Source organism: Pseudoduganella namucuonensis, from assembly GCF_900116645.1.
GTDB classification, from domain to species: domain Bacteria; phylum Pseudomonadota; class Gammaproteobacteria; order Burkholderiales; family Burkholderiaceae_D; genus Rugamonas; species Rugamonas namucuonensis.
This window is the reverse complement of the sequence record NZ_FPBO01000019.1, coordinates 121086-141529: the sequence shown is the minus strand read 5'-3', so window position 1 is coordinate 141529 and position 20444 is coordinate 121086. Positions and strand designations below refer to the sequence as shown.

At 61.1% G+C, this 20444-nt stretch carries 15 protein-coding genes; 7 read left to right on the top strand and 8 right to left on the bottom strand.

Annotation, left to right across the window (positions count from 1 at the left end; genetic code table 11):
- Positions 1-8 precede the first annotated feature (8 nt).
- The 6 genes from BM436_RS20025 to BM436_RS20005 all read right to left on the bottom strand — a co-directional run bounded on the left by BM436_RS20025 (position 9) and on the right by BM436_RS20005 (position 8608).
- Entirely contained in the window at positions 9-1541 is a 1533-nt protein-coding gene (locus BM436_RS20025; protein ID WP_093557296.1) for an alpha-N-arabinofuranosidase, read from the bottom strand.
- Positions 1542-1680: 139 nt separating this feature from the next.
- A complete protein-coding gene (locus BM436_RS20020) occupies positions 1681-2748 on the bottom strand; it encodes a glycoside hydrolase family 62 protein (RefSeq protein WP_218164893.1) in 1068 nt (355 codons plus the stop codon).
- A gap of 240 nt (positions 2749-2988) precedes the next feature.
- Positions 2989-4419 carry a glycoside hydrolase family 43 protein gene (locus BM436_RS20015; RefSeq protein WP_259741438.1) on the bottom strand — a complete coding sequence of 477 codons (1431 nt, stop codon included), beginning with the start codon at positions 4417-4419 and terminating at the stop codon, positions 2989-2991.
- A 9-nt stretch (positions 4420-4428) separates the two neighbouring features.
- Positions 4429-4605 (bottom strand): hypothetical protein, encoded by a 177-nt coding sequence (locus BM436_RS37565; RefSeq protein WP_218164891.1) that lies wholly within the window; start codon positions 4603-4605, stop codon positions 4429-4431.
- Between the two features lie 64 nt (positions 4606-4669).
- Positions 4670-6166 carry a glycoside hydrolase family 43 protein gene (locus BM436_RS20010; RefSeq protein WP_218164890.1) on the bottom strand — a complete coding sequence of 499 codons (1497 nt, stop codon included), beginning with the start codon at positions 6164-6166 and terminating at the stop codon, positions 4670-4672.
- 48 nt (positions 6167-6214) lie between these two features.
- Entirely contained in the window at positions 6215-8608 is a 2394-nt protein-coding gene (locus tag BM436_RS20005; RefSeq protein ID WP_093557293.1) for a sialidase family protein, read from the bottom strand.
- Positions 8609-9260: 652 nt separating this feature from the next.
- Here BM436_RS20005 and BM436_RS20000 point away from each other — a divergent pair.
- A complete protein-coding gene (locus BM436_RS20000; RefSeq protein WP_218164889.1) occupies positions 9261-10568 on the top strand; it encodes a glycoside hydrolase family 5 protein in 1308 nt (435 codons plus the stop codon).
- 32 nt (positions 10569-10600) lie between these two features.
- Positions 10601-12040 carry a DUF1593 domain-containing protein gene (locus BM436_RS19995; RefSeq protein WP_093557291.1) on the top strand — a complete coding sequence of 480 codons (1440 nt, stop codon included), beginning with the start codon at positions 10601-10603 and terminating at the stop codon, positions 12038-12040.
- On the opposite strand, the gene BM436_RS19990 is transcribed toward BM436_RS19995, so the two are convergent.
- Positions 12018-12995, bottom strand: coding sequence for a LysR substrate-binding domain-containing protein (locus BM436_RS19990; RefSeq protein WP_093557308.1), 978 nt, complete (start codon positions 12993-12995; stop codon positions 12018-12020). The genes BM436_RS19995 and BM436_RS19990 overlap by 23 nt on opposite strands.
- A 174-nt stretch (positions 12996-13169) precedes the next feature.
- Here BM436_RS19990 and BM436_RS19985 point away from each other — a divergent pair, with 174 nt between their 5' ends.
- Entirely contained in the window at positions 13170-14348 is a 1179-nt protein-coding gene (locus tag BM436_RS19985) for an MFS transporter (protein WP_093557307.1), read from the top strand.
- A gap of 34 nt (positions 14349-14382) precedes the next feature.
- Here BM436_RS19985 and BM436_RS19980 read toward each other — a convergent pair whose 3' ends face one another.
- Entirely contained in the window at positions 14383-16779 is a 2397-nt protein-coding gene (locus tag BM436_RS19980; protein WP_093557290.1) for a TonB-dependent receptor plug domain-containing protein, read from the bottom strand.
- A gap of 190 nt (positions 16780-16969) precedes the next feature.
- Between BM436_RS19980 and BM436_RS19975 the strand changes: the two genes are divergently transcribed.
- From BM436_RS19975 to BM436_RS19960, 4 genes are all read left to right on the top strand, one after another.
- Positions 16970-17596, top strand: a complete 627-nt coding sequence (locus BM436_RS19975) for a TetR/AcrR family transcriptional regulator (protein WP_093557289.1) — start codon at positions 16970-16972, stop codon at positions 17594-17596.
- 61 nt (positions 17597-17657) lie between these two features.
- Entirely contained in the window at positions 17658-18464 is an 807-nt protein-coding gene (locus tag BM436_RS19970) for an oxidoreductase (RefSeq protein WP_093557306.1), read from the top strand.
- A gap of 52 nt (positions 18465-18516) precedes the next feature.
- A complete protein-coding gene (locus BM436_RS19965; protein WP_093557288.1) occupies positions 18517-19317 on the top strand; it encodes an SDR family NAD(P)-dependent oxidoreductase in 801 nt (266 codons plus the stop codon).
- 37 nt (positions 19318-19354) lie between these two features.
- Complete coding sequence (locus BM436_RS19960; protein WP_093557287.1) at positions 19355-20431, top strand: alkene reductase; 1077 nt, start codon at positions 19355-19357, stop codon at positions 20429-20431.
- Positions 20432-20444 lie beyond the last annotated feature (13 nt).

Sequence of the window (20444 nt, the reverse complement as noted above, 5' to 3'; positions counted from 1 at the left end):
CGAGGCGTTTACTCCTCCAAAGCGACCACCATCACGGCCTTGGCAGGCACCTTGATCGACAGCTTGCCGCCCGCGGCACCCGCGCTGAACGCCGCCGGCTTGATGGCCTGCGGGTTCTGGAACGTGTTGTGCGCATCCATCGCGGCCGAGGTCAGCACCTTGCCGGCCGCACCTTTTACCTTCGTGCCGGCGACGTCGACGGCGACATCGACCGCCTTGGACGGATCGGTGTTGACCAGCGACAGATATACCTTGCCGTCCTTGGCGCGTGCCGCCGAAGCGCTCACGCCCGGAATGGTCACCGCGCCCAGGGTGTAGCTGGTGTTGTCCTTGATCGCCAGCGGCAGCGACTTGGCATCCTGGAACGGCACATACATCTGGAAGGCGTAGTAGGTCGGGGTCAGGACCATCTTCTCCTTGTCGGTCAGGATCATCGCCTGCAGGACGTTGACCATCTGGGCGATGGTGGTCAGGGGGACCCGCTCCGCGTGCTGATGGAAGATGTGGAAGTTGAGCGCCGCCACGAGCGCGTCGCGCAGGGAGTTCTGCTGGAACAGCGCGCTTCTGCCTTCTTCGTCATACCAGGTGCCCCACTCGTCGATCATCAGTCCGATCTTCTTCTCGGGATCGTTCTTGTCCAGCACGGCCACGTGATCTTTGACAAGCTGGTCCATTTTCATGGTATTGGCAAGCGTCGAGATCCACTCGCCTTCCTTGAAGCCGAGGTCCTTGCCCTTGACGTCCCAGTTGCCGGTCGGGACCGTATACTGGTGGACGGTGATGCCGATCGTGCGGCCCTTCAGTTCCTTGCTCAGGGCTTGGGTCCACGCGGTGTCGAAGCCACTGCCGCCGCTGGCGATCATTTTCGGCCTGGCCTTCTCGGGCGCCCTCAGGAAATGCTCGTAATTGCTGTACAGGTTCGCGTAGTAGTCGGGCTTCATGTTGCCGCCGCAGCCCCACAACTCATTGCCGATACCGAAGTAGGCGACTTTGAACGGCTTTTCGCGCCCGTTCTGGGCGCGCAGCCTGGCCAGGGGCGAGCCGCCGTCCGAAGTCATGTACTCGACCCAGTCGGACATCTCCTGCACGCTGCCGGTGCCGACGTTGCCGTTGATGTAGGCGTCGGCGCCCAGCATGTCGATCAGGTCGAAGAATTCGTGGGTGCCGACGGCGTTGATCGCCTCCACGTTGCTCCCGTGGACGTTGCTCGGGCGCGTATCCTGCGGGCCTATGCCGTCGCGCCAATGGTATGTGTCGGCGAAGCAGCCGCCCGGCCAGCGCACCAGCGGCACATGCAATTCCTTGAGCGCGCCGACGACGTCATTGCGCCAGCCCCTGGTGTTGGGAATGTTCGACTTCGGGCCGACCCACATGCCCTCGTAGACGCCGGTGCCGAGGTGTTCGGCGAACTGGCCATACACGTTCTTGTTGATGACAGGGCCGGGTTTACCGGCGTCGATGCTGATGCTGACCTGGCCGGCGGCAAAAACCGGCGCCGCGATCATGCCGAGAACGGCGAGGCTGTGTTTGATGATGTTCATACAGAAAGGGAGTCCAAGACTTTGTTGTTTAAAGGTTGCTACAGAGCCGCCAGCTGCGCGGCAGCTCTTGCAGGAAGCGCTTGACGTAGGCGCATGGGCGCACCGCCGGAACGATTCCCAGTGAGATGACGGCGCTGGATCAGCGGCAGAGTGCGCTTACCGGATTTTCACCCTTCGCCGTGATAACACCCAAGCGGTACGGAATTTTGATGTAATCGTCCACACGCACCGCAGGGTCATTCCCCTGGAAGAGGTATTCGAGCGGCCGGCAAGGGTCGATTGTCATCGTTTGATCGGTATTGGTCCGTACCAATTCACCGTGGGAAATCCCTTCCGACCAGATCTGTCCAACATTATCGCTAGTCGCGAAAGCGTTCATTGGCGCGGAAGAGAAGGGCTCCCATTTTCCGTCCAGGCTATCGCTCTTCCAGATCCGGAAGTAGCGCCCTTTTGGCGATATCGCCTCCACCAGCGTAATGTAGGTATTCGTGTTGGCGATCTTGTAGGTATTGCTCGCCTCGAACACGTCTTCCTTTTTTTCGTTCATGACGGCGACAGTGTTACGGAAACCATTCGGGAACTGGCTTAACTCGGTTTCGGACCGAAGCAAACGTCCATTATCGTCGGTGCCGAACATATAGCATTTTTTGTCATCGCAGATCACCCAAAAATCCAGCCAGCCAACGCCCAGCGGAGCCTTGACGATGTCGGGTTCGACTGGAAAGAACTTTTTCGGCGCGCTCCAGGACAACGGGTCGCCGATATCTTTCGAGGTTGAATACAGCGGATCGGCACCTTGATATACGAGATACCATGTCTTCTGCGGAGCGAAATAGAATACCTGCGGCGCCGCGCGATAACCCGGCCCCATAGGGGACTTGTCAAGTGGGACTATTTTCGCGGCCGGCGCGTCCGACCACTTGTCGAAGCTTGTGTACCCAAGACCCCAGCCAGCGGATCCGGCCGTTGTGATAAACACGTGATATTTGCCGTTCGCGTAAACAATCGAAGGATCTTTCACACCGTAAATTGTCTGATTGGGAACTGGTTGAGGCGCAATAAGTTGCGGGCTCGAAGTCCAGTTAAACGCCAGCTTGGCGGGCGCCGCCGCAGGCTCGGTGGTGCTGTTGGCAATTGCAATGTTCCCACCACATCCCACCAAGGCAGCCCATAGGCTCACTCCCATACCGCATTTTTTTAGTTTCATTAATATCTTCCTCTATTTGGCGCGTCAAAAAATTATTTGCAGAGTTCAACTATTTTCCCGTGATCTGCCGATTCCGCCTCGGAACGAAGCATAGACCGAAACACGTGTATACGGATAAGACAGGGTGCAATGACTTCTGCACCTCGCTGATTTCTGAACGAAGTGTGCCAAAAGTGTTAGGCCGCTCACGCGCCTGAGGGCCGCTCTCCGGTCATGCACCTCCAAAATTTCTGTTTGTCATCACAATTCATCTTGGTATTTAATTCTAAACCAATCAAAATCGACATATCCACCCGTATTCCTCGTGGCATAGTTGAATAGACCAAAACGATAGCCCATAAAATGCGGAATGGTGTACTTCATTTTTAAAGTTCCACCTATCGGCTTCCAAACTTGTCCATCTAAACTGTAGAAGAAATTGGCTTCATCTTTTTTATTGGTGAAATCGCAATTGATTTTGAAATATATATTATTTTGAAGTAATGGAATTCGCTGTACTTCAACGGGTTTATCCTTATCAGTCATGATCATGACTATCGACTTTTTATCCCCTTCAACTTTCACCCCGACCAATCCGTATTCGCTTTGTAACGCTGATAATCCGGAAAAATCACCTTCCTTCATTTTTGTAACATCCAGAGCAACAGAAGCTGAGCTAGTTGGGCCAATAGTGCGTTGTGTAAGCGTGTTTCTGGCTAGAAGGAAATCAGGGACTGGTTTCCCTGTTTTGAGGCGCAAGAATCCTTCTCTTTCTTTTACAGACCAAAGCGTATTATCCGGATTATGGTTCCATTGCCAAACCAATGGTAATGCTGCCTCTACGTTTTTGCGATCGAATTCATCGGAAGCAACCAAATTCGGAATTAAACCTGTACTGGCTGGCAGGTCCAAATTCTCCGGGGCTTTGCCATTTTCTCCCAATACGGGCCAACCATTTTCCCACTTTACAGGAATGAGATAGGGAATTCGCCCAACAGCGCCAAAATCGCGGAAAAGATAAGAAAACCAGCGCCCATCGGGAGTGTCTATCAAGCCTCCTTGAGCAATTCCCAGATCTCGAAAGGCAATTTTTCCTTCCCAGGGGCCGTTGATATTATCTGCCCTATGTATAATCGCAGTCCGCATCCCCCAGTTCTCTGACGCGCAAATATTAAATAAATAGTATTTCCCATTTACTTTGAATAATTGAGATCCTTTAGCCTCAAGGCTCGCATTTTTTCCGCATGGGGCGCTGGAGTTCTCGATGAGATCCCGCTCCGGAACGCCTGGTTTAACGCCTGTCAGATTCTCATTTAATTCAACAATCTTTAGTCTATTTGCGCCATGAATTAGATAGGCCTTGTCATCATCATCGAAAAACAGAGAATTGTCATGATACGATGGCTTAAAAGAAACTCTTTGCCAATTTCCTTTTTCTATATCTTTTGTCTTGAAAATATAGGTTTCACCTGGTATGTCATGCGCAAAAGTGGTCACATAATACATGCCCTTGTGGTAGCGCAGACTACTTGCCCATGAACCTCTACTATAGATGCCTTTTCCGTCTGTCAAATTTAGCGCCGGCAAATCCGCCAAAGTATCATAGGCATAGTTGATCAGTTTCCAATTGACAAGATCGGTGGATTTCATAATCGGCACACCCGGATTCATGTGCATCGTTGTACTGCTCATATAGAAATTTTAACCAACCCTGATCATGGCCGCATCAGGCACATCAGCAAAAATCAATGGGTTTTTTGCTTGCGCCAAGGCAACGCCTGGAACAAGCCAAAAAAACAGGGCGAAAATGGGGCTGATTATTCCAAATGCAATACGTGCCGGTTTTATTGTCAACGGAATCTCGGTTTTAAATTTCATTTAACAGGTTTTTGGTTGGTTGTGTAATAACTGTAGCAATCCAATACAGGTCTCTTGTAGACTTCTATTTAATAAACTGCCAGTAATCAAAATTAAATAACACGTGTGGCTCGCCGCCTTTAAAGACAAGATATATATCGTGAACATCCTTGATGTTCTCTATATTCGTTGAAAATTCTTTCCAGTTTTCCCATTCGCCGGTATAAGGAATTTTTAATGTCCCTAGCAATTTTCCATTCAGGCCATCAGCGTAAATTTCAATGGCCCCGCCGTGATAACGACTGGATGCGGATGCCTTAAACGACGATGGACCTGTTTTTCCAAAATCCACATCACGTATTTTTATGTAATCACCATTGTGAATGGACGTAATGATTACGCCTTTTTCTTTACTTTCTATTGCTTTAACGCCTTTTGAGAAGGCAATAGTCTCGGCTTCTGTTCTTTGGTATGGATTTAAAGTCCCCACTCCTTTGGTAATTCCGGCATCAGTCATATTCAATTTTGGAATCGTGCCGTCGGGATTGTAGGTGAACTCTTCCACTGCAACCGATCTGTCGTAACTATGACCACCTGGCAATGCGTCATTATGATAGAAAAAATAAGATTTTTTCTTGTAATCAACTATACCCGCATGATTGGTGTTGCTGCCTTTTTCCGTAGGCATGAGAATGCCCTGTTGTTTCCACGGCCCAGTGATGTTCTTGGAAGTGGAGTAGCTAATATTTTCCGGAAACTCCGCAGCATAAACAAGATAGTATTGCTTATTTCTCTTATACACCCAAGGAGCCTCGGTGAAATTTCCTGCGAAAGCTGTTTTATCTTTGATATCTAAAAACTGAATTTCCCCATCAAGGGAAATCATGTCCTTTTTTAATTTCACCCAATAGCAAGCACCGTTTCCCCAGAAAAGATAGGCCTGTCCATCGTCATCTATAAAAACGGTTGGATCAAGATCATCCCACCCATGCGGAGCATGTGTAGTCATGCTGTTCGTTATAAGCGCCTTGCCTAAAGCGTCTGTAAAAGGACCATAAGGAGAGTCCGAGACCGCTACACCGACGGAAACACCGCCCGGTCCATTTTTATCATTGGTGGAAAAGTACCAATAGTATTTTCCATTTCGTTCAATAAGTTGTGCTGCGCTGGCATCGTTATTGGACCAGGAAATCTGGCTTGTTTTCAAAGGGGCGCCACGATCAGTCCAATTGACCATGTCAGTAGTGGTGAAAAGCCGGTACTCGCGCATCAAATAACCTTTTGCGGGAGCGTCGTCTTCATCGTGACCGACATACAAGAAGAGGGTGTCTCCAAATACAATTGGAGCCGGATCAGCTGTGTACATGGTTTGTATGATGGGGTTTTGCGCCGATACTCCGAACATTGATAAACAGCACATGGATGCCAATAAAATCTTTGTTTTAAAGTTCATGTTTATAGTATTTAGTTGAAGTGACGGGCACACCCGTGGAAATCGCGAAACAAGACTCGCGCCGCAAAAAACCAACGTCGCCCTGGCGGAAAGCGGGGACGACGTTGTTTTGGAGATCATCGATGTCATGATTTCAGCGCCTTGGCGCATTCGTTCGCCAGCGCACCTGTCTTGCCTTTAGTTATTGAACAACACCCCGCGGCCCCTGCCGCCGATATACAGGCGCCCGGCGATGTTCTGATCGGCTGCGATGACGCCGATACCACCAAACTGATGCTTATCGTCGTTGATGCGGGTCCAGTTGCCGCCACCGTTGTCGGAACGGTACACGCCCCACACGCCATTGATGACGCCGACCAGATACACCGAGGCCGAGTAGCTCGCGCCGGCCGGCGCCTTGCCCAGGGCGATGGCGGTGGCGCCATACACCTCGGGCCATTCCGAGGTGGGATGGGAGCCCCAGATGGACCCGGTCACGCCCAGCTTTGTCCAGGTGGCGCCGCCATCGGTCGAGTGGAACACGTTGTGCGCGTCGGCCACCCACACGTCGCCTTCGGCGTTGGGATTGACGGCCAACGAGGTGTTGTGGACAAACTCGGGACGCGGGCCCGCCGCGGAGAATTGGCTGCTGACGGTGAAAGTGTGGCCGCCGTCTGTGGAGGAGTAGAACTTCGGCGCCGGGCCCCACCAGCCGCCGCCCGATTCGTACGCATACACCCGGTTCGGATTCTTGCGGTCGGCCGCCAGGCGGTAGCCGCGGCCCGATGCCACGGCCGGCAGATTGGTGTAGGTCCAGTTCGCCCCGTGGTTGGTGGTGTACGCCGGCACGGAACCGGACGGCGCCCAGACGATGTGGCCCGGCTTGGTGACCGCCAGGGTCGAGTCGTTGCCCTGATGGGCCAGGCCGTCGGGGTGGTTGGTTGGGAAAGCGGTCCAGGTCAGGCCCGAGTCGGTGGAGTAGGCGCCACCCACGTTGGGGTGATTCCAGGTGGTGGTGCCGATCGTCGCGATGTAAGCCGAATCGGACCAGGCCATGTCGGAGCTGTTGCTGTTGCCGAACCAGCCCTTCGGACCGCGCACGGGCGCGGTGGCGAGGTCGGTATGGATGACCATGCCGATATCCCCGGAACTGTTGAGCAGGCTGTACGAGGCGCCCGGCGGTGGCGCCATCAGTGCCAGTGTCGCGGTTTCCTCGATGCCGTTGGCGGCGGTGTGGGTCCAGCTGGGTTTTGCCGCCGACGCGTTCCTGGTTTCCCACACGCCCCCGCCATGCACATGCAGGATGCGTTCCGGATTGTTCGGGTCGATCTCGACGTCGTCGACCCAGCCCGACCAGCCGTCCTTGTCGCCGCCGTGCGGGGCCATGGCGGAAATCTCGCGCCAGGTGGCGCCAGCGTTGTCCGACAATTGCACAATAGGCTGTCCTTCCCAGTTGCCCCACGAATTGGTGACACCGAGCGCGATGCGGGTTGTGGCGCCGGTGCCGGACACGGACAGGCCGCCCATGCCGAAGCCGGTCCCCGCGGCCGACGAATCATAGCTCTTGAGCAGGGTCCAATTGCTGCCGTCGAACTTGTACAGCCTTGCCGAACCGCTGGCGCCGGGGCCCGTGCCCTGCGTGAAGGCGACGTACATCATGCCGTCCTTGGCGCGCACCATGTGCGGGATATGGTAGCCCGCCACCGGGGTGGCGATGCCGGTCCAGGTGGCGCCGCCGTCGGTGGTCTTGTACATGCTGTAGGCCAGACCCGCCACGGCCGCGTAGTCCGGCGCGACGGCCGTGTAGATGGTTTGGGTAGCGCTACCAGTGCCCTTGGTCGAAGTGTCGAAGATCACTTGCTCGACACCGACCACGCCGCTCCAAAAGACGGCTTCGATTTGCGCCTTGGTCATCTTGTGCGATGACAGCGAGGCCACCTGTTGCCAGGTCTGGCCGCGGTCGGCGCTCTTCCACAGGCCGGTGGTGCGCGTTCCGTAGAACAGGATGGCGGGATTGTTGGGGTCGACCATCAGGCGCTCGCCGACGGTGCGGCCCTGGGCGTTGCTGGCCGCCGAGAACGGCAAGTTGACGTAGGTCCAGTTGTCGCCGCGGTCGGTGGAAATGTACAGGCGCGCGTCGGCTTTATCCGAGAGGTACATGCCGGTGCTCATGTAGACGCGCTTGTCGTCGTTCGGATCGAGCGCCATGCTCTCGGAGCCGTGGTGGAAGGTTTCGGCGGCGCCGAAGCCGTCCGTGATCGGCCGCCAGGACGAGGTGGCCGCGTTCCAGCGGTAGGCGCCGCCCATATCTGTGCGTGCGTAGAGGACGTCCGGGCTGGAGGGATGGAACACCAGGCCGGGTACATAGCCGCCGCCGCCGAACTTCACATTGGTCCAGCTGCCCAGGCCGGTCACCGGCTGGGCGGGGGTGGCTGGCTCCGGGAGGGTGGGCGGCTGGGCGGGAGCCGCCGGCTGGGCAGGCAGAGGCTGCACGGGAGCCGGGCCGGCGGCAGTGCCGCCACCGCCGCCGCCACAGCCGGCCATCAAGGAAGTCAGCAGCGCTGACAGGGCGAAGAGTTGCTCTTTTTTCATTAACTATTCCTGGATCACGGTGCTGGTCGCGGCCCGCCGGCATTGCTGGCTGCGCTCAGGCGTCCAGGTCGGGCATGCTGTCTATTGACAGGCAGGCTTGCGCTTGCGGGACGGGAAGTCGGCTCCACCTGTCTGGCAATCCGGCGGAGTCTATCCCAAATATCGCGGCAAAAATACACGCTGAAATGCGCCTCAGCCTGCCATGACGGCCTCGGGCGAAAATTCTGCACGGCCGAATCGGTACTCGTGCAGATTTTGCTATTGCTCGCTTTAACCGGCCGCCGTTCAGGCCCGCCACCACCTGTGCGCCAGCGGCCGCGCCGCCGTCGCCGCAAGTCGAATGCACGGAAGTGCAGTATCAATGCGATTATCTGCACCCTTGTAATATCTTCGCCATTCGCGCTATTTCGTTATGGCAAAGTTGCCAATTTCTATAAGTTGTTCAAGGATGAGTACGGCTGACCCCCATAGGCCTTCAGAACCTTCGGCAAACAGAAGTAAATCCCTAAGTCTTTCAACTATCCGCACACTGCTAGCATTTTCAGGAAAATCGCTACCGACGACTGCGCCGTCCTGCCTATGCTGAAAGTTGGCCTAAGAAAACCATATAGGCCGCAGGACAATTTGTCAGCATGACCATTTCGAGGTTAGGATGAAACTCAGTCGTACATTTTTACTAATTGCAATTCTGTCATTGAACGTCGGCTGTGGCGGCGGCTCGGGCAGCAGCGCGGCGCCGGCCAGCACGACGCCAGCCCCGACGACACCGGCTCCGACGACGCCGGGTCCAACCACGCCAGTTCCAACCACGCCAGGTCCAACGACGCCGGTTCCAACGACGCCGGTTCCAACGACGCCGGCCGCCGGTCTCTATCCCGACTACAACCAGAATCCGATCGCGCCCGATGCGACCGGCATGGGCAGCACCGCTGTCCAGCTCGCCAGCCGTATACGTCTGGGTTTAAATATTGGCAACACCATGGAGGCGATAGGCGGAGAAACCAGCTGGGGCAATCCCCTGATCACCGAGGAGCTGATCAAGGCGGCCAAGGCGAACGGATTCAACGCCATCCGGCTGCCGGTTGCCTGGGACCAGTACGCCAACCAGCAGACCGCCAAGATCGACCAGGCCTGGATGGACCGCGTCAAGCGCGTTGTGAAGTACTGCGTCGACAATCAGATGTATGTGCTCTTGAACATACATTGGGACGGCGGCTGGCTCGAAAGAAACGTCGAGCCCGACAAGCAAGTGGCGGTGAATCAGAAGCAAAAGGCGTTTTGGACCCAGATCGCCACGCAATTGCGCGACTTCGACGAGCATTTGATGTTTGCCGGCGCCAACGAGCCGAGTGTCGACGCGGCCACCCAAATGCCGGTGCTCAATTCCTACCACCAGACCTTCGTCGACGCGGTGCGCGCCACCGGCGGCAAGAATGCCTACCGCGTCCTGGTGGTGCAAGGACCGGCCGTGGACATCGATAAATCAGCGAAGTGGTGGACGGTCATGCCGACCGACACCGTCAGCAATAAGCTGATGTATGAGGTGCACTTTTACCCCTGGAATTTCACCTTGATGGACAAAGATGAATGGTGGGGCAATCAATTCTATTACTGGGGCAAGGATAATCATTCGACCACGGACACCGCGCATAACCCCACTTGGGGCGAGGAGGCCTATGTCGATCAGCAGTTTTTGTCGATCAGGCAGCAGTTTGTCGACAAGGGCATTCCGGTTGTGCTCGGCGAGTACGCCGCGATGCTGCGTACCAATCTGACGGGCGACGCACTGGCCCTGCATAAGAAGTCGCGCGCCTACTACATTCAATACGCAACCCATGCGGCGGTGGCCAACGGACTGATACCGTTCTATTGGGACGTGGGCGGCCTGATCGACCGGCGCAATAATACAGTCCTCGACCCGAACCTCCTCGATGCGCTGGTGAAGGGCGCAACCCCGTAAGCCCCCAATTCAAAATAAAGAGATATACAGAGATGATGCGACTACTTCCAATGATGTTGGCGGCGTTACTGGCTAGCGTGCCGGCCCTTGGCTTCGCCGAACCCAAACAACGCCTGATTGTCCTCAGCGATATCGAGGCCGATCCCGACGACAGCCAGTCGCTCGTGCGCTTGCTTCTGTACGCGAACCAGATCGATATCGAAGGTATCGTCGCCACGACCTCCACGCATCAGAAGTCGCGTATCGCGCCGGAATCCATGCATGCGATCATCGACGCCTATGGCCGGGTACAACCCAATCTGTTGAAGCACGAACCGGGTTTCCCGAAAGCGGAGACGCTGAAAGCGGTGGTGCGCTCTGGCTCGCCACTCTACGGCATGCAGGGTGTCGGCGACGGCAGGGACTCGCAGGGATCGGACGCCATCATCAAGGCCCTGGAGAAAAATGATACGCGGCCACTTTGGGTTTCGGTCTGGGGAGGCGCCAATACCCTTGCTCAAGCGTTGTATCGAATTAGCCACGACAGGACGCCTGAGCAGACCGCTCGCCTGCTAAGCAAGTTGCGCGTCTACACGATCTCCGATCAAGACGATTCCGGTATCTGGATACGCACCCGGTTTCCCGACCTGTTTTACATCGTCAGCCCCGGCGGGTATGGCAACGGCACCTGGACTGGCATGCACACGACCGAGCCGGGCTTCGACAGCACGGAAGTGAGCAACAACTGGATCGCCACGCATATTCAACAGGGACATGGACCACTGGGCGCGATCTATCCGGATGTCGCTTTTAGCGTGGAGGGCGATACGCCATCCTTCCTGTCCCTGATACCAAACGGCCTGAACGCACCCGAGCATCCGGACTGGGGTGGCTGGGGTGGGCGCTACGAGTTGTATACGCCAGCGTTGGAGACTACCAATCCGGAAGGCTTCACCGGCAACGTACCCGTATTGCAAGAGCCTCGTGCCATCTGGACCAACGCCGTGGATAGTTACAGGCCGATGGTCTACAACGACTTTTTCCGCACCGTGCGCGCCCACGACAAGGTCTCCACCGGGTACAGGACCACCATCTGGCGCTGGCGCAAAGACTTCCAGAACGATTTCGCTGCTCGAATGGATTGGACCACCAAGCCATACAAGGGGGCGAATCATCCACCAGTGGTAAAGCTCGGCCATGGCGATCGGCTGACCGTCAAATCCGGCGAAGACTTCACGCTGAGCGCCGCCGGCAGCTCGGACCCCGATGGGGATAGCTTGGGCTACCTGTGGTTTCACTATCCCGAAGCAGGCAGCTACAGGGAGGAGATCAAGGTGGGTCCCGCGGAAAATCTTTATGCCGTTGGGGCACGGGCGCCAGTGGTAAGCAAGACGGAGACCGCCCACTTCATCGTAAAGGTCACCGATAAGGGCAGTCCGGCGCTGACGCGCTACCGACGCGTCATCGTCACTATCGTGCCGCCCGCGCCCTGAGCTGGCGGAGCTGCGCAGGGGAGTTTAAGCCGCCCGAGCCGAGCGAGCGGCCAAGTTCCGAGCCCAGCGCCGATTCCAGCAGGTCGATGAAGGCCTTGATCTTGGCCGAGCCGCGCCGGTTGGCCTGGTAGATCGCGAACAGGCCGACGTCCATGGGGCCGGGATTGGCGTCGTAGCCGGCCAGCACCCGCCGCAGCGCGCCGCTCTCCAGTTCCGGGCCCACCAGCCACCGCGCCAGCAGCGCCAGGCCCATGCCGCCCAGCGCGGCCTGGCGCAGCACGTCGGCGTTGTTGACGGTGAGCGTGCCGTGCACCGGCACCTCGTATACTTCCTCGCCGCGTTTCAGGCGCCAGACATGGCGCCCGTCGCCGTGGGCGAACCGCATGCAGTTGTGGCGCGCCAGGTCGTCCGGCGCCCGCGGCTCGCCGTGGCTGGCCAGGTAGTCCGGGCTGGCGCAGATGACCCGCTCATGCGCGGCCAGCCGGCGCGCGATCAGGTTGGGCGCCATGCCGGCCGAGCCGATGCGGATGGCCACGTCGATGGACTCGTCCACCATGTTGCTGACCGTGTCGCTCAGGCGCAGATCCAGTTCCAGCCTGGGGTGGCGGCGCGCCAGCTCGGGCAGCAGGGGCGCGATGTGCATGGCGCAGAAGGTGACCGGCGCCGCCACGCGCAACAATCCCCGCGGCTCGCCGGCTTGGGGGCCGGCGGCGTCGTCGGCTGCATCCAGTTCCTCCAGCAGGCGCAGCGCGCGCTCGTAATAGGCGCGGCCGGCGTCGGTCAGGGTCACGCTGCGGGTGGAGCGGTTCAGCAGCACGGCGCCCAGGCGCCGTTCCAGGCTGTCCACCAGCCGCGTCACCGACGACGTGGCGAGACCGAGCCGGCGCCCGGCCGAACTGAAACCGCCGCCGCCGGCGACCGTGCAAAAAGCCTTCAGTTCCGCGAACCTGTCCATGTTCAGTTTTGCGCTGCGCGCAACGGTGTTGACGGGATTGGCCATCTTATCAGCAGAGCCGGGAGGCCATAAAGTGTTCCCATCGTCATCCGACCGGAGAACTCAATGAATGCCTTGTTGCAACCCATCCAGACCAACGCGCAAAACGACACCCGGCAAGACATATCCTCCGGCATGGTGTGGCTGCTCGCCATCGCCAGCGGGCTGATAGTGGCCAACCTGTACTACGCCCAAACGCTGGTGGGTCCGATCAGCGCCGCCACCGGCCTGTCGCCGCGGGCGGCCGGCCTGATCGTCACCCTGACGCAGATCGGCTATTGTCTCGGCCTGTTGTTCATCGTCCCGCTGGGGGACCTGCTGGAAAACCGGCGCCTGGTCGTCACCCTGCTGCTGCTGACCTCCGGCGCGCTGGCGCTGGCGGCCACCGCGTCCAGCCCGTGGCTGGTGCTGGCCGCGGCGCTCGGCGTGGGGCTGGCGTCGGTGGCGGCGCAGATCATCGTGCCGTTCGCCGCCCATCTGTCCAGGGAAGCGACGCGCGGACAAACGGTGGGCAAGGTCGTCAGCGGCCTGCTGATCGGGATCATGCTGGCGCGCCCCGTGGCCAGCCTGGCGGCGGACCATCTGGGCTGGCACGCCGTGTTCGTCGGCGCGGCGGCGGCCATGCTGGCGCTGGCCTTCGTCCTGCGCCACAAGCTTCCGCGGCGTCTGCCGGCCGCCACGCTGTCCTATCCTCGCCTGCTGGCGTCGATGTGGCGGCTGTTCGCCTCCACGCCGGTGCTGCGCCGCCGTTCGGCCTACCACGCCGGCATGTTCGGCGCCTTCAGCCTGTTCTGGACCACGGCGCCGCTGGCGCTGGCAGGGCCCGAATTCGGCCTGTCGCAGACCGGCATCGCCATCTTCGCGCTGGTGGGGATGGCTGGCGCCGTCGCCTCGCCGGTGGCCGGACGGCTGGCCGACGCGGGCCACGCCCGTTCCGCCACCACCGCCGCGCTGTTGCTGGGCGTGATCTCGTTCGCCTTGCCGCTGCTCGTGCCCGGCGCGCGCGTGGTGTCGCTGGCGCTGCTGGTGGCCGCGTCCATCGTGCTGGACATGGGTGTGGCGGCCAACCTGGTGCTCGGCCAGCGCGCCATCTTCGTGCTGGGGGCGGAGGTGCGCAGCCGGCTGAACGCGATCTACTTCGCGTTGTTCTTCGCCGGCGGCGCGCTGGGGTCGGCGCTGGGCGCCTGGGTCTACGCCGCCCACGGCTGGCACGGCGCGCTGGTGTTGGGCATGGCGTTTCCGGCGCTGGCCTTGCTGTATCAGCTCGGGGAGTATGCGATCGAAGCCGCGGCGCCGGCGCGCAGGGCCGAGTAGCGCGCCAGCGCCATGCCGGCCTACGATATCGGCCTCAGAACTTGTGCCACAGGCGGGCGAAGTAGGAGGCGCCGTTCAGGCCGAACTGCACGCTGTCGTAGTGGAAGCCGTTGTCGGTCTCGTTGGCGTCCTGGCGCGTGGGCTTGACGTTGAAGATGTTGGCGCCGCCCACGGTCAGCTTGGTGTTGGCGGTGAAGGCCCAGGTGAGCGACAGGTCGGCCGAGGTCTTCGGTTCATACTTCGCGTTCGGCACGCCGGCGGCGGTGCCGGAGAAGGTGCCCAGCGTCTGCGGACCGAAGTGGATGATCTTGAAGTCGGTGTCCAGCTTGCCGTGCGTGTAGGCCAGGCCCAGCGTGGCCTTGCGGCGCGGGCCGCCCTGTTCGATGAACAGGCGCTCGCGCTCGGACAGCAGCACGTTCTCGTAGCCCTTGAACGCCGCCGGCGCGTTCACCCCCAGCACCTCGTTCCTGCTGAAGTTCGCCGCCAGGAAGGTGGTCAGCTTGCCGCCCGCCAGGTCGGCCTTGTTGGACACCGTCAGGTCCAGGCCCTGGGTGCGGGTGTTGATCGAGTTGACGAAGAACTGCGCCTGGCCCACGCCCAGGCGGGACAGCACGGCGCCAAGCGCCGGATAGTTGTCGGCGTCGAAGCGGCCCGACAGCACGATGCGGTCGTCGATGTCGATGCGGTACAGGTCGGCCGTGACGGAGGTGGAGCGGGTCGGCGTCCAGGTCGCGCCCAGGGTGAAACTCTTCGACTTTTCCTCCTTCAGCTTGGGGATGCCGGCCGCGTTGGCGACCGCGCCGCCATTGGGCGCCAGCACCACGTCCTTGGGCTGGCCGCTGATGAAGTCCGTGAAGGTGGACGAGAAGAAGATCTGCTGCAGCGACGGCGCGCGGAAGCCGGTGGAGGCGGAGCCGCGCAACAGCATGTCCGGGCCGACGCGGAAACCGCCCGCCACCTTGCCGGTGACGGTGTTTCCGAAGTCGCTGAACTTCTCGTAGCGCAGCGCGGCCTGCAGCTTCAGGCGGTCGGTGACGTCGGCCTCCACGTCGGCGTAGGCGGCCAGGCTGTGGCGGCTCTTGTCAGTGACGTCGCCGGGCTGGAAGCCGGGGAAGCCCTGGCTGCCGGCGTTGCCGCCGAAGCCCACGCCGTCGGCGTCGATCCAGGAACCGGTCTCGCCGGCGAAGATCTTGTAGGTCTCGGTGCGGTACTCGCCGCCGAAGGCCACGTTCAAGCCGCTCATCACGCCGTCGAACAGCCGGCTGAAGTCCACGTTGGTGGTCTGCTGCTGGAAGGAGAAGCCGCCGGCGCCGAAGGCGGCCGGGCTGACGCCCTTGCCGCCGGCCAGCAGGTCCTTGTTGGCGATGGAGGCGTTCAGCGTGTTGGCGATGTTGTACATCATCTTGTTGTAGCCGTAGGTCTGCGACAGGTCCGCGTTCCATTCGCCGGCGCGGGTGCGGTAGCCCAGCGTGCCGTACTGGTCGTCGATGTCGGCGTTGATGAAGGGGACGAAGCCGTTCGGATACATGGCGGCCGAGTTGCGGGTGGGGACGTCGTCCGTGCCGTTGCGCGCCCAGGCGGCGCTGGAGGCCTCGCGCACCTGCGTGCCGGCCGTGAAGTACAGGCGGCCGTCGGCGGTGACGGGCAGTTCGCCGTTGGCGTACAGCGTCTTGTTCCGCGCCTTGGTGTCGCCGATGATGCGCGGGTTGCCGGGTTCCGCGCGGTTGGAGCGGCCGCGGTCCAGGTATTCGCCGGTGACGCCGATCACGCCCTTGTCGCCCACCTTCACGCCGCAATAGGCCGAGGTCAGGTAGTTCTTGCCGTCGCCCTCGGAGTATTGGCCGTAGCCGGCCACCGCCTCGCAGCCCAGGCTTTTCTTCAGGTCGATGTTGATCACGCCGGCGATCGCGTCCGAGCCGTATTGGGCCGCCGCGCCGTCGCGCAGCACCTGCACGTTGCGGATGGCCAGCAGCGGCACGGCGTTCATGTCGGTGCCGGTGTTGCCGCGGTTGCGCGCGCCGAACAGGTTGACCAGCGCGGTGGTGTGGCGGCGCTTGCCGTTCACCAGCACCAGGGTCTGGTCCGAACCCAGGCCGCGCAGGGCGGCGGAATCGACCAGGTCGGCGCCGTCCGCGCCGGTCTGGCGGGTGGAGTTGAACGATGGCGAGATGTAGGTCAGCGACTGCGCCAGGTCGAACTGGGCGCCTTGCTCGGCGGCCTTGTTCATGGGGATGAAGTCGACCGGCAGCGCGGTCTCGGTGGCGGAGGCGTTGGCGCGGCGCGTGCCGACCACGTTCACGGTTTGCATTTGTTCGCTCTTCGCGCCTTCCGGGGAGGACTGGGCGTGGGCGGCCGGGGAAAGGGCGGCCAGCGCTGCGGAACCGTACAGGCTGATCAACACTGCGCGGCGCAGGGTGGTGGGGTTGAACATGGTGTCTCCATTGTTGTTTATGTGCGCCCGGGCCGTCGTCGGCCTCAGAATTTGCGTTGGAATACAACGCCTCGGCCAAGCGATTATTCGGCAGAGGGTGCCTAAACTACAAAGGAATTGTTTTCCAGTTCCTATTCCCGAATGGAATACAGATAAAACCGGGGCCGTGCACGTTCGCGCGAAATGCTATATGATGACCATCATGAAGACGAAATCCACCAAGCAGCCCGTCAGGCAGACGGCCCCCAGCCGCAAGGAAGCCACGCACGAACGCATCGTGGAGGTGGCGGCGCGCGCCATCCGCCGCAGCGGCTACGATGGCACCGGGGTGGCGGACATCATGAAGGAGGCCGGGCTGACGCACGGCGGCTTCTACGCCCACTTCGAATCGCGCGACGCCTTGTTGGCCGAGGCGGGCGACCGCGCCGGCGCCGAATCGGTGGCCCTGGCCGCGCGGGTGGCGGCCGCCGCGCCTCCGGGGCTGGCCCTGCAGGCCATGATCCAGGCCTATTTGTCGCCGGAGCATATCGGGGCCATCGAGACCGGCTGCCCGGTTTCCGCGCTGGGCTCTGAAATGCCGCGCCAGGCGCCGGAGGTGCGGCGCGCCGCGACCATCCACATCAAGGAAATGATCGACCTGTTCGCCCGCCAACTGCCCGACTGGGGCCAGCCCGAGGCGCACGAGCGGGCCATGGCGCTGGTCTGCGCCCTGGTGGGCACCGCCATGGTCGCGCGCGCCGTGGACGACCCCAGGCTGTCGAAGGCCCTGTGCGCAGCCGCGCTGAAACAATTCACCCCGGCTGTCGTCGACGACTGACGGCGGTTTTTTTTGCTTTAAAATATGATGAGCATCATATTCTACTAATGAAAGGATGGCCATGAATACCAAGATCGCACTCGTCACCGGAGCCTCGTCCGGCATCGGCGAAGCCACGGCGAAGCGGCTCGCGCAAGCCGGCTTCAAGGTGTACGGCACCAGCCGCCGCGGCGCGCAAGCGGGCCGGCGCGCATACGAGATGCTGGCCCTGGACGTGACCAGCGACGCCTCGGTCCAGGAGGCCGTCGCCTGCGTGATGCGGCTGGAAGGGCGGATCGACCTGCTGGTGAACAACGCGGGCTTCGGCGTGGCCCCGGCCGGCGCGGAGGAGAGTTCGATCGCACAGGCGCAGTCCATATTCGACACCAACTTCTTCGGCGTGGTGCGCATGACGCGCGCGGTGCTGCCGCATATGCGGGCCCAGGGCGGCGGCCGCGTCATCAACATCGGCTCGGTGCTCGGTTTTCTGCCGATGCCGTATGGCGCGCTGTATGCCGCCACCAAGCACGCCATTGAAGGCTATTCGGAATCGCTGGACCACGAATTGCGCAACTGGGGCATCCGTTCCGTGGTCGTCGAGCCCGCCTACACCAAGACACCGTTCGACGCCAACCTGCTGGAGCCGGACGCCAAACTCGAGGCCTACCGCGAGGTGCGGACCGCCATGGCCCGGCGCATCGGGGAAGTGATGGAGGGCGCCGAGGGGCCGGACGTGGTGGCCGATACGGTGCTGAAAGCGGCGCTGGCGGTCCGTCCGAAACTGCGATACACCGCCGGCGGTCTGGCCGCGCGCCTGCGCCTGCTGCGCACCTTCGCCCCTGCCGGGGTGATGGACTCGGGCATACGCAAGGATCTGCGGCTCGCATAGCAATACGCAACACAAGCCACGCAGTACAACTCTCAACCAAAAGGAAACAACGATGTCTACTTCTTCTTCCAAAAAAATCGCGGTGGTGACCGGCGCGTCGTCCGGCATAGGCGCGGTCTACGCCGACCGCCTGGCCAAACGCGGCTACGACCTGGTGCTGGTCGCGCGCCGCGAGGAGCGCTTGCAATCGCTGGCGGCCAAGATCGCAAAGACGCACGGGGTGCGGGTCGAGCCACTGGTCGCCGACCTCGGCACGGAGGCTGGCCAGGCCAGCGTCGAGCAATTCCTGTCCAGCACGCCGGATGTCAGCATCCTGGTGAACAACGCCGGCATCGCGCGGCTTGCTCCGATCCTGGGCAGCCCCTTGCAGGACTCCCTGTCGCAGATTGCGCTGAACATCACGGCGCTGACGCGCCTGTCGCATGCGGCCCTGCCGGGACTCAAGGCGCGCAATGAAGGCGCGATCATCAACATCGCCTCCGCCATGGCGCTGCATTCCATGCCGATCAGCTCCGTCTACAGCGGCACCAAGGCCTTCGTGCTGGCGTTCAGCCGCGGGCTTCAGCAGGAACTGGCCGATACCGGCGTGAAGGTCCAGGTTGTGCTTCCCGCCGCAACGGCCACCGAAGTCTGGGACCAGTCCGGCGTGCCCCTGTCGGCCCTGGCCCCGGAGTCCGTCATGGCGGTGGACGATCTCGTGGACGCGGCCTTGCTCGCCTTCGACAAGGGCGAGGACGTCACTTGGCCGTCGGTGGCCGACGCGGAGGCGATCGAGCGCTTCGAATCGGCCCGCGCCGCGCTGTTCGCCACGGCGCAAACCGGCAAGGTCGCGCCGCGCCTGCTGGCGCTCTGATTTTCATCCGCGGAAATACACTCAAAGGATACCCGACATGCTATTCGAAACCTTCTCCCTGCGCGCCACCGATCTTAAAAACCGCGCCGTGATGTCGCCGCTCACGCGCAGCCGCGCCGTCGACAACAACACGCCGAACAGCCTGATGGCGACCTACTACGCCCAGCGCGCAAGCGCGGGCCTCATCATCACCGAGGGCACCTCGCCGTCGCCGAACGGCTTGGGCTACGCGCGCATCCCGGGCTTGTTCAACGACGCCCACGCGCAAGGCTGGAGACTGGTGACGGACGCGGTCCACGCCCAGGGCGGCAAGATCGTCGTGCAGCTGATGCATACCGGGCGCGTGAGCCACCAGGCGAACCTGCCGGCCGGGGCCGAGGTGCTGGGCCCATCGTCCGGCGCCTGCCCGGGCGAGATGTGGACCGATGGCCAGGGTAGCCAGCCGCACACGCCGCCGCGCGAGATGACCGAGGCCGACATCGCGGCGGTGACGCGTGAATTCGCGAACGCCGCGCGCCTGGCCATCGCGGCCGGCTTCGACGGCATCGAACTACACGCCGCCAACGGCTATCTGCTGGAACAGTTCCTGAACGCCAATGTCAACCGCCGGACCGACGGCTACGGCGGCACGCCCGAAGGGCGCAATCGGCTCGTGCTCGAGGTCGCCCGCGCCACCGCCAGGGAAATCGGCGCCGGGCGGGTTGGCATTCGTTTGTCGCCGTACGGCGTGTTCAACGCCACCGGCCCGTTCGCCGGCGTGGACGAGCAGTATGTCGCGCTGGTGAAGGAGCTTTCCGCGCTCGGCCTGATGTACGTCCACGTGCTGGATCATTCGGCGATGGGCGCCCCGCCCGTGCCAGCCGCGCTGAAGGCCGACCTGCGCGCCGCGTTCGATGGCCCCTTCATCCTTGCCGGCGGCTTCGACAAGCATGGCGCGCAGCAGGCGCTGGCCGAGGGCCGCGCCGATATGATTGCGATGGGCCGGGCCTTCCTGGCCAACCCCGACCTGGTCGACCGCATGCGCCTGGACGCGCCACTGAACGCGCCCGACCCCGCCACCTTCTATACGCCCGGGGCGCAGGGCTATACGGACTATCCGGCGCTGGCGGGCTAGTCGGCGCTGTGTG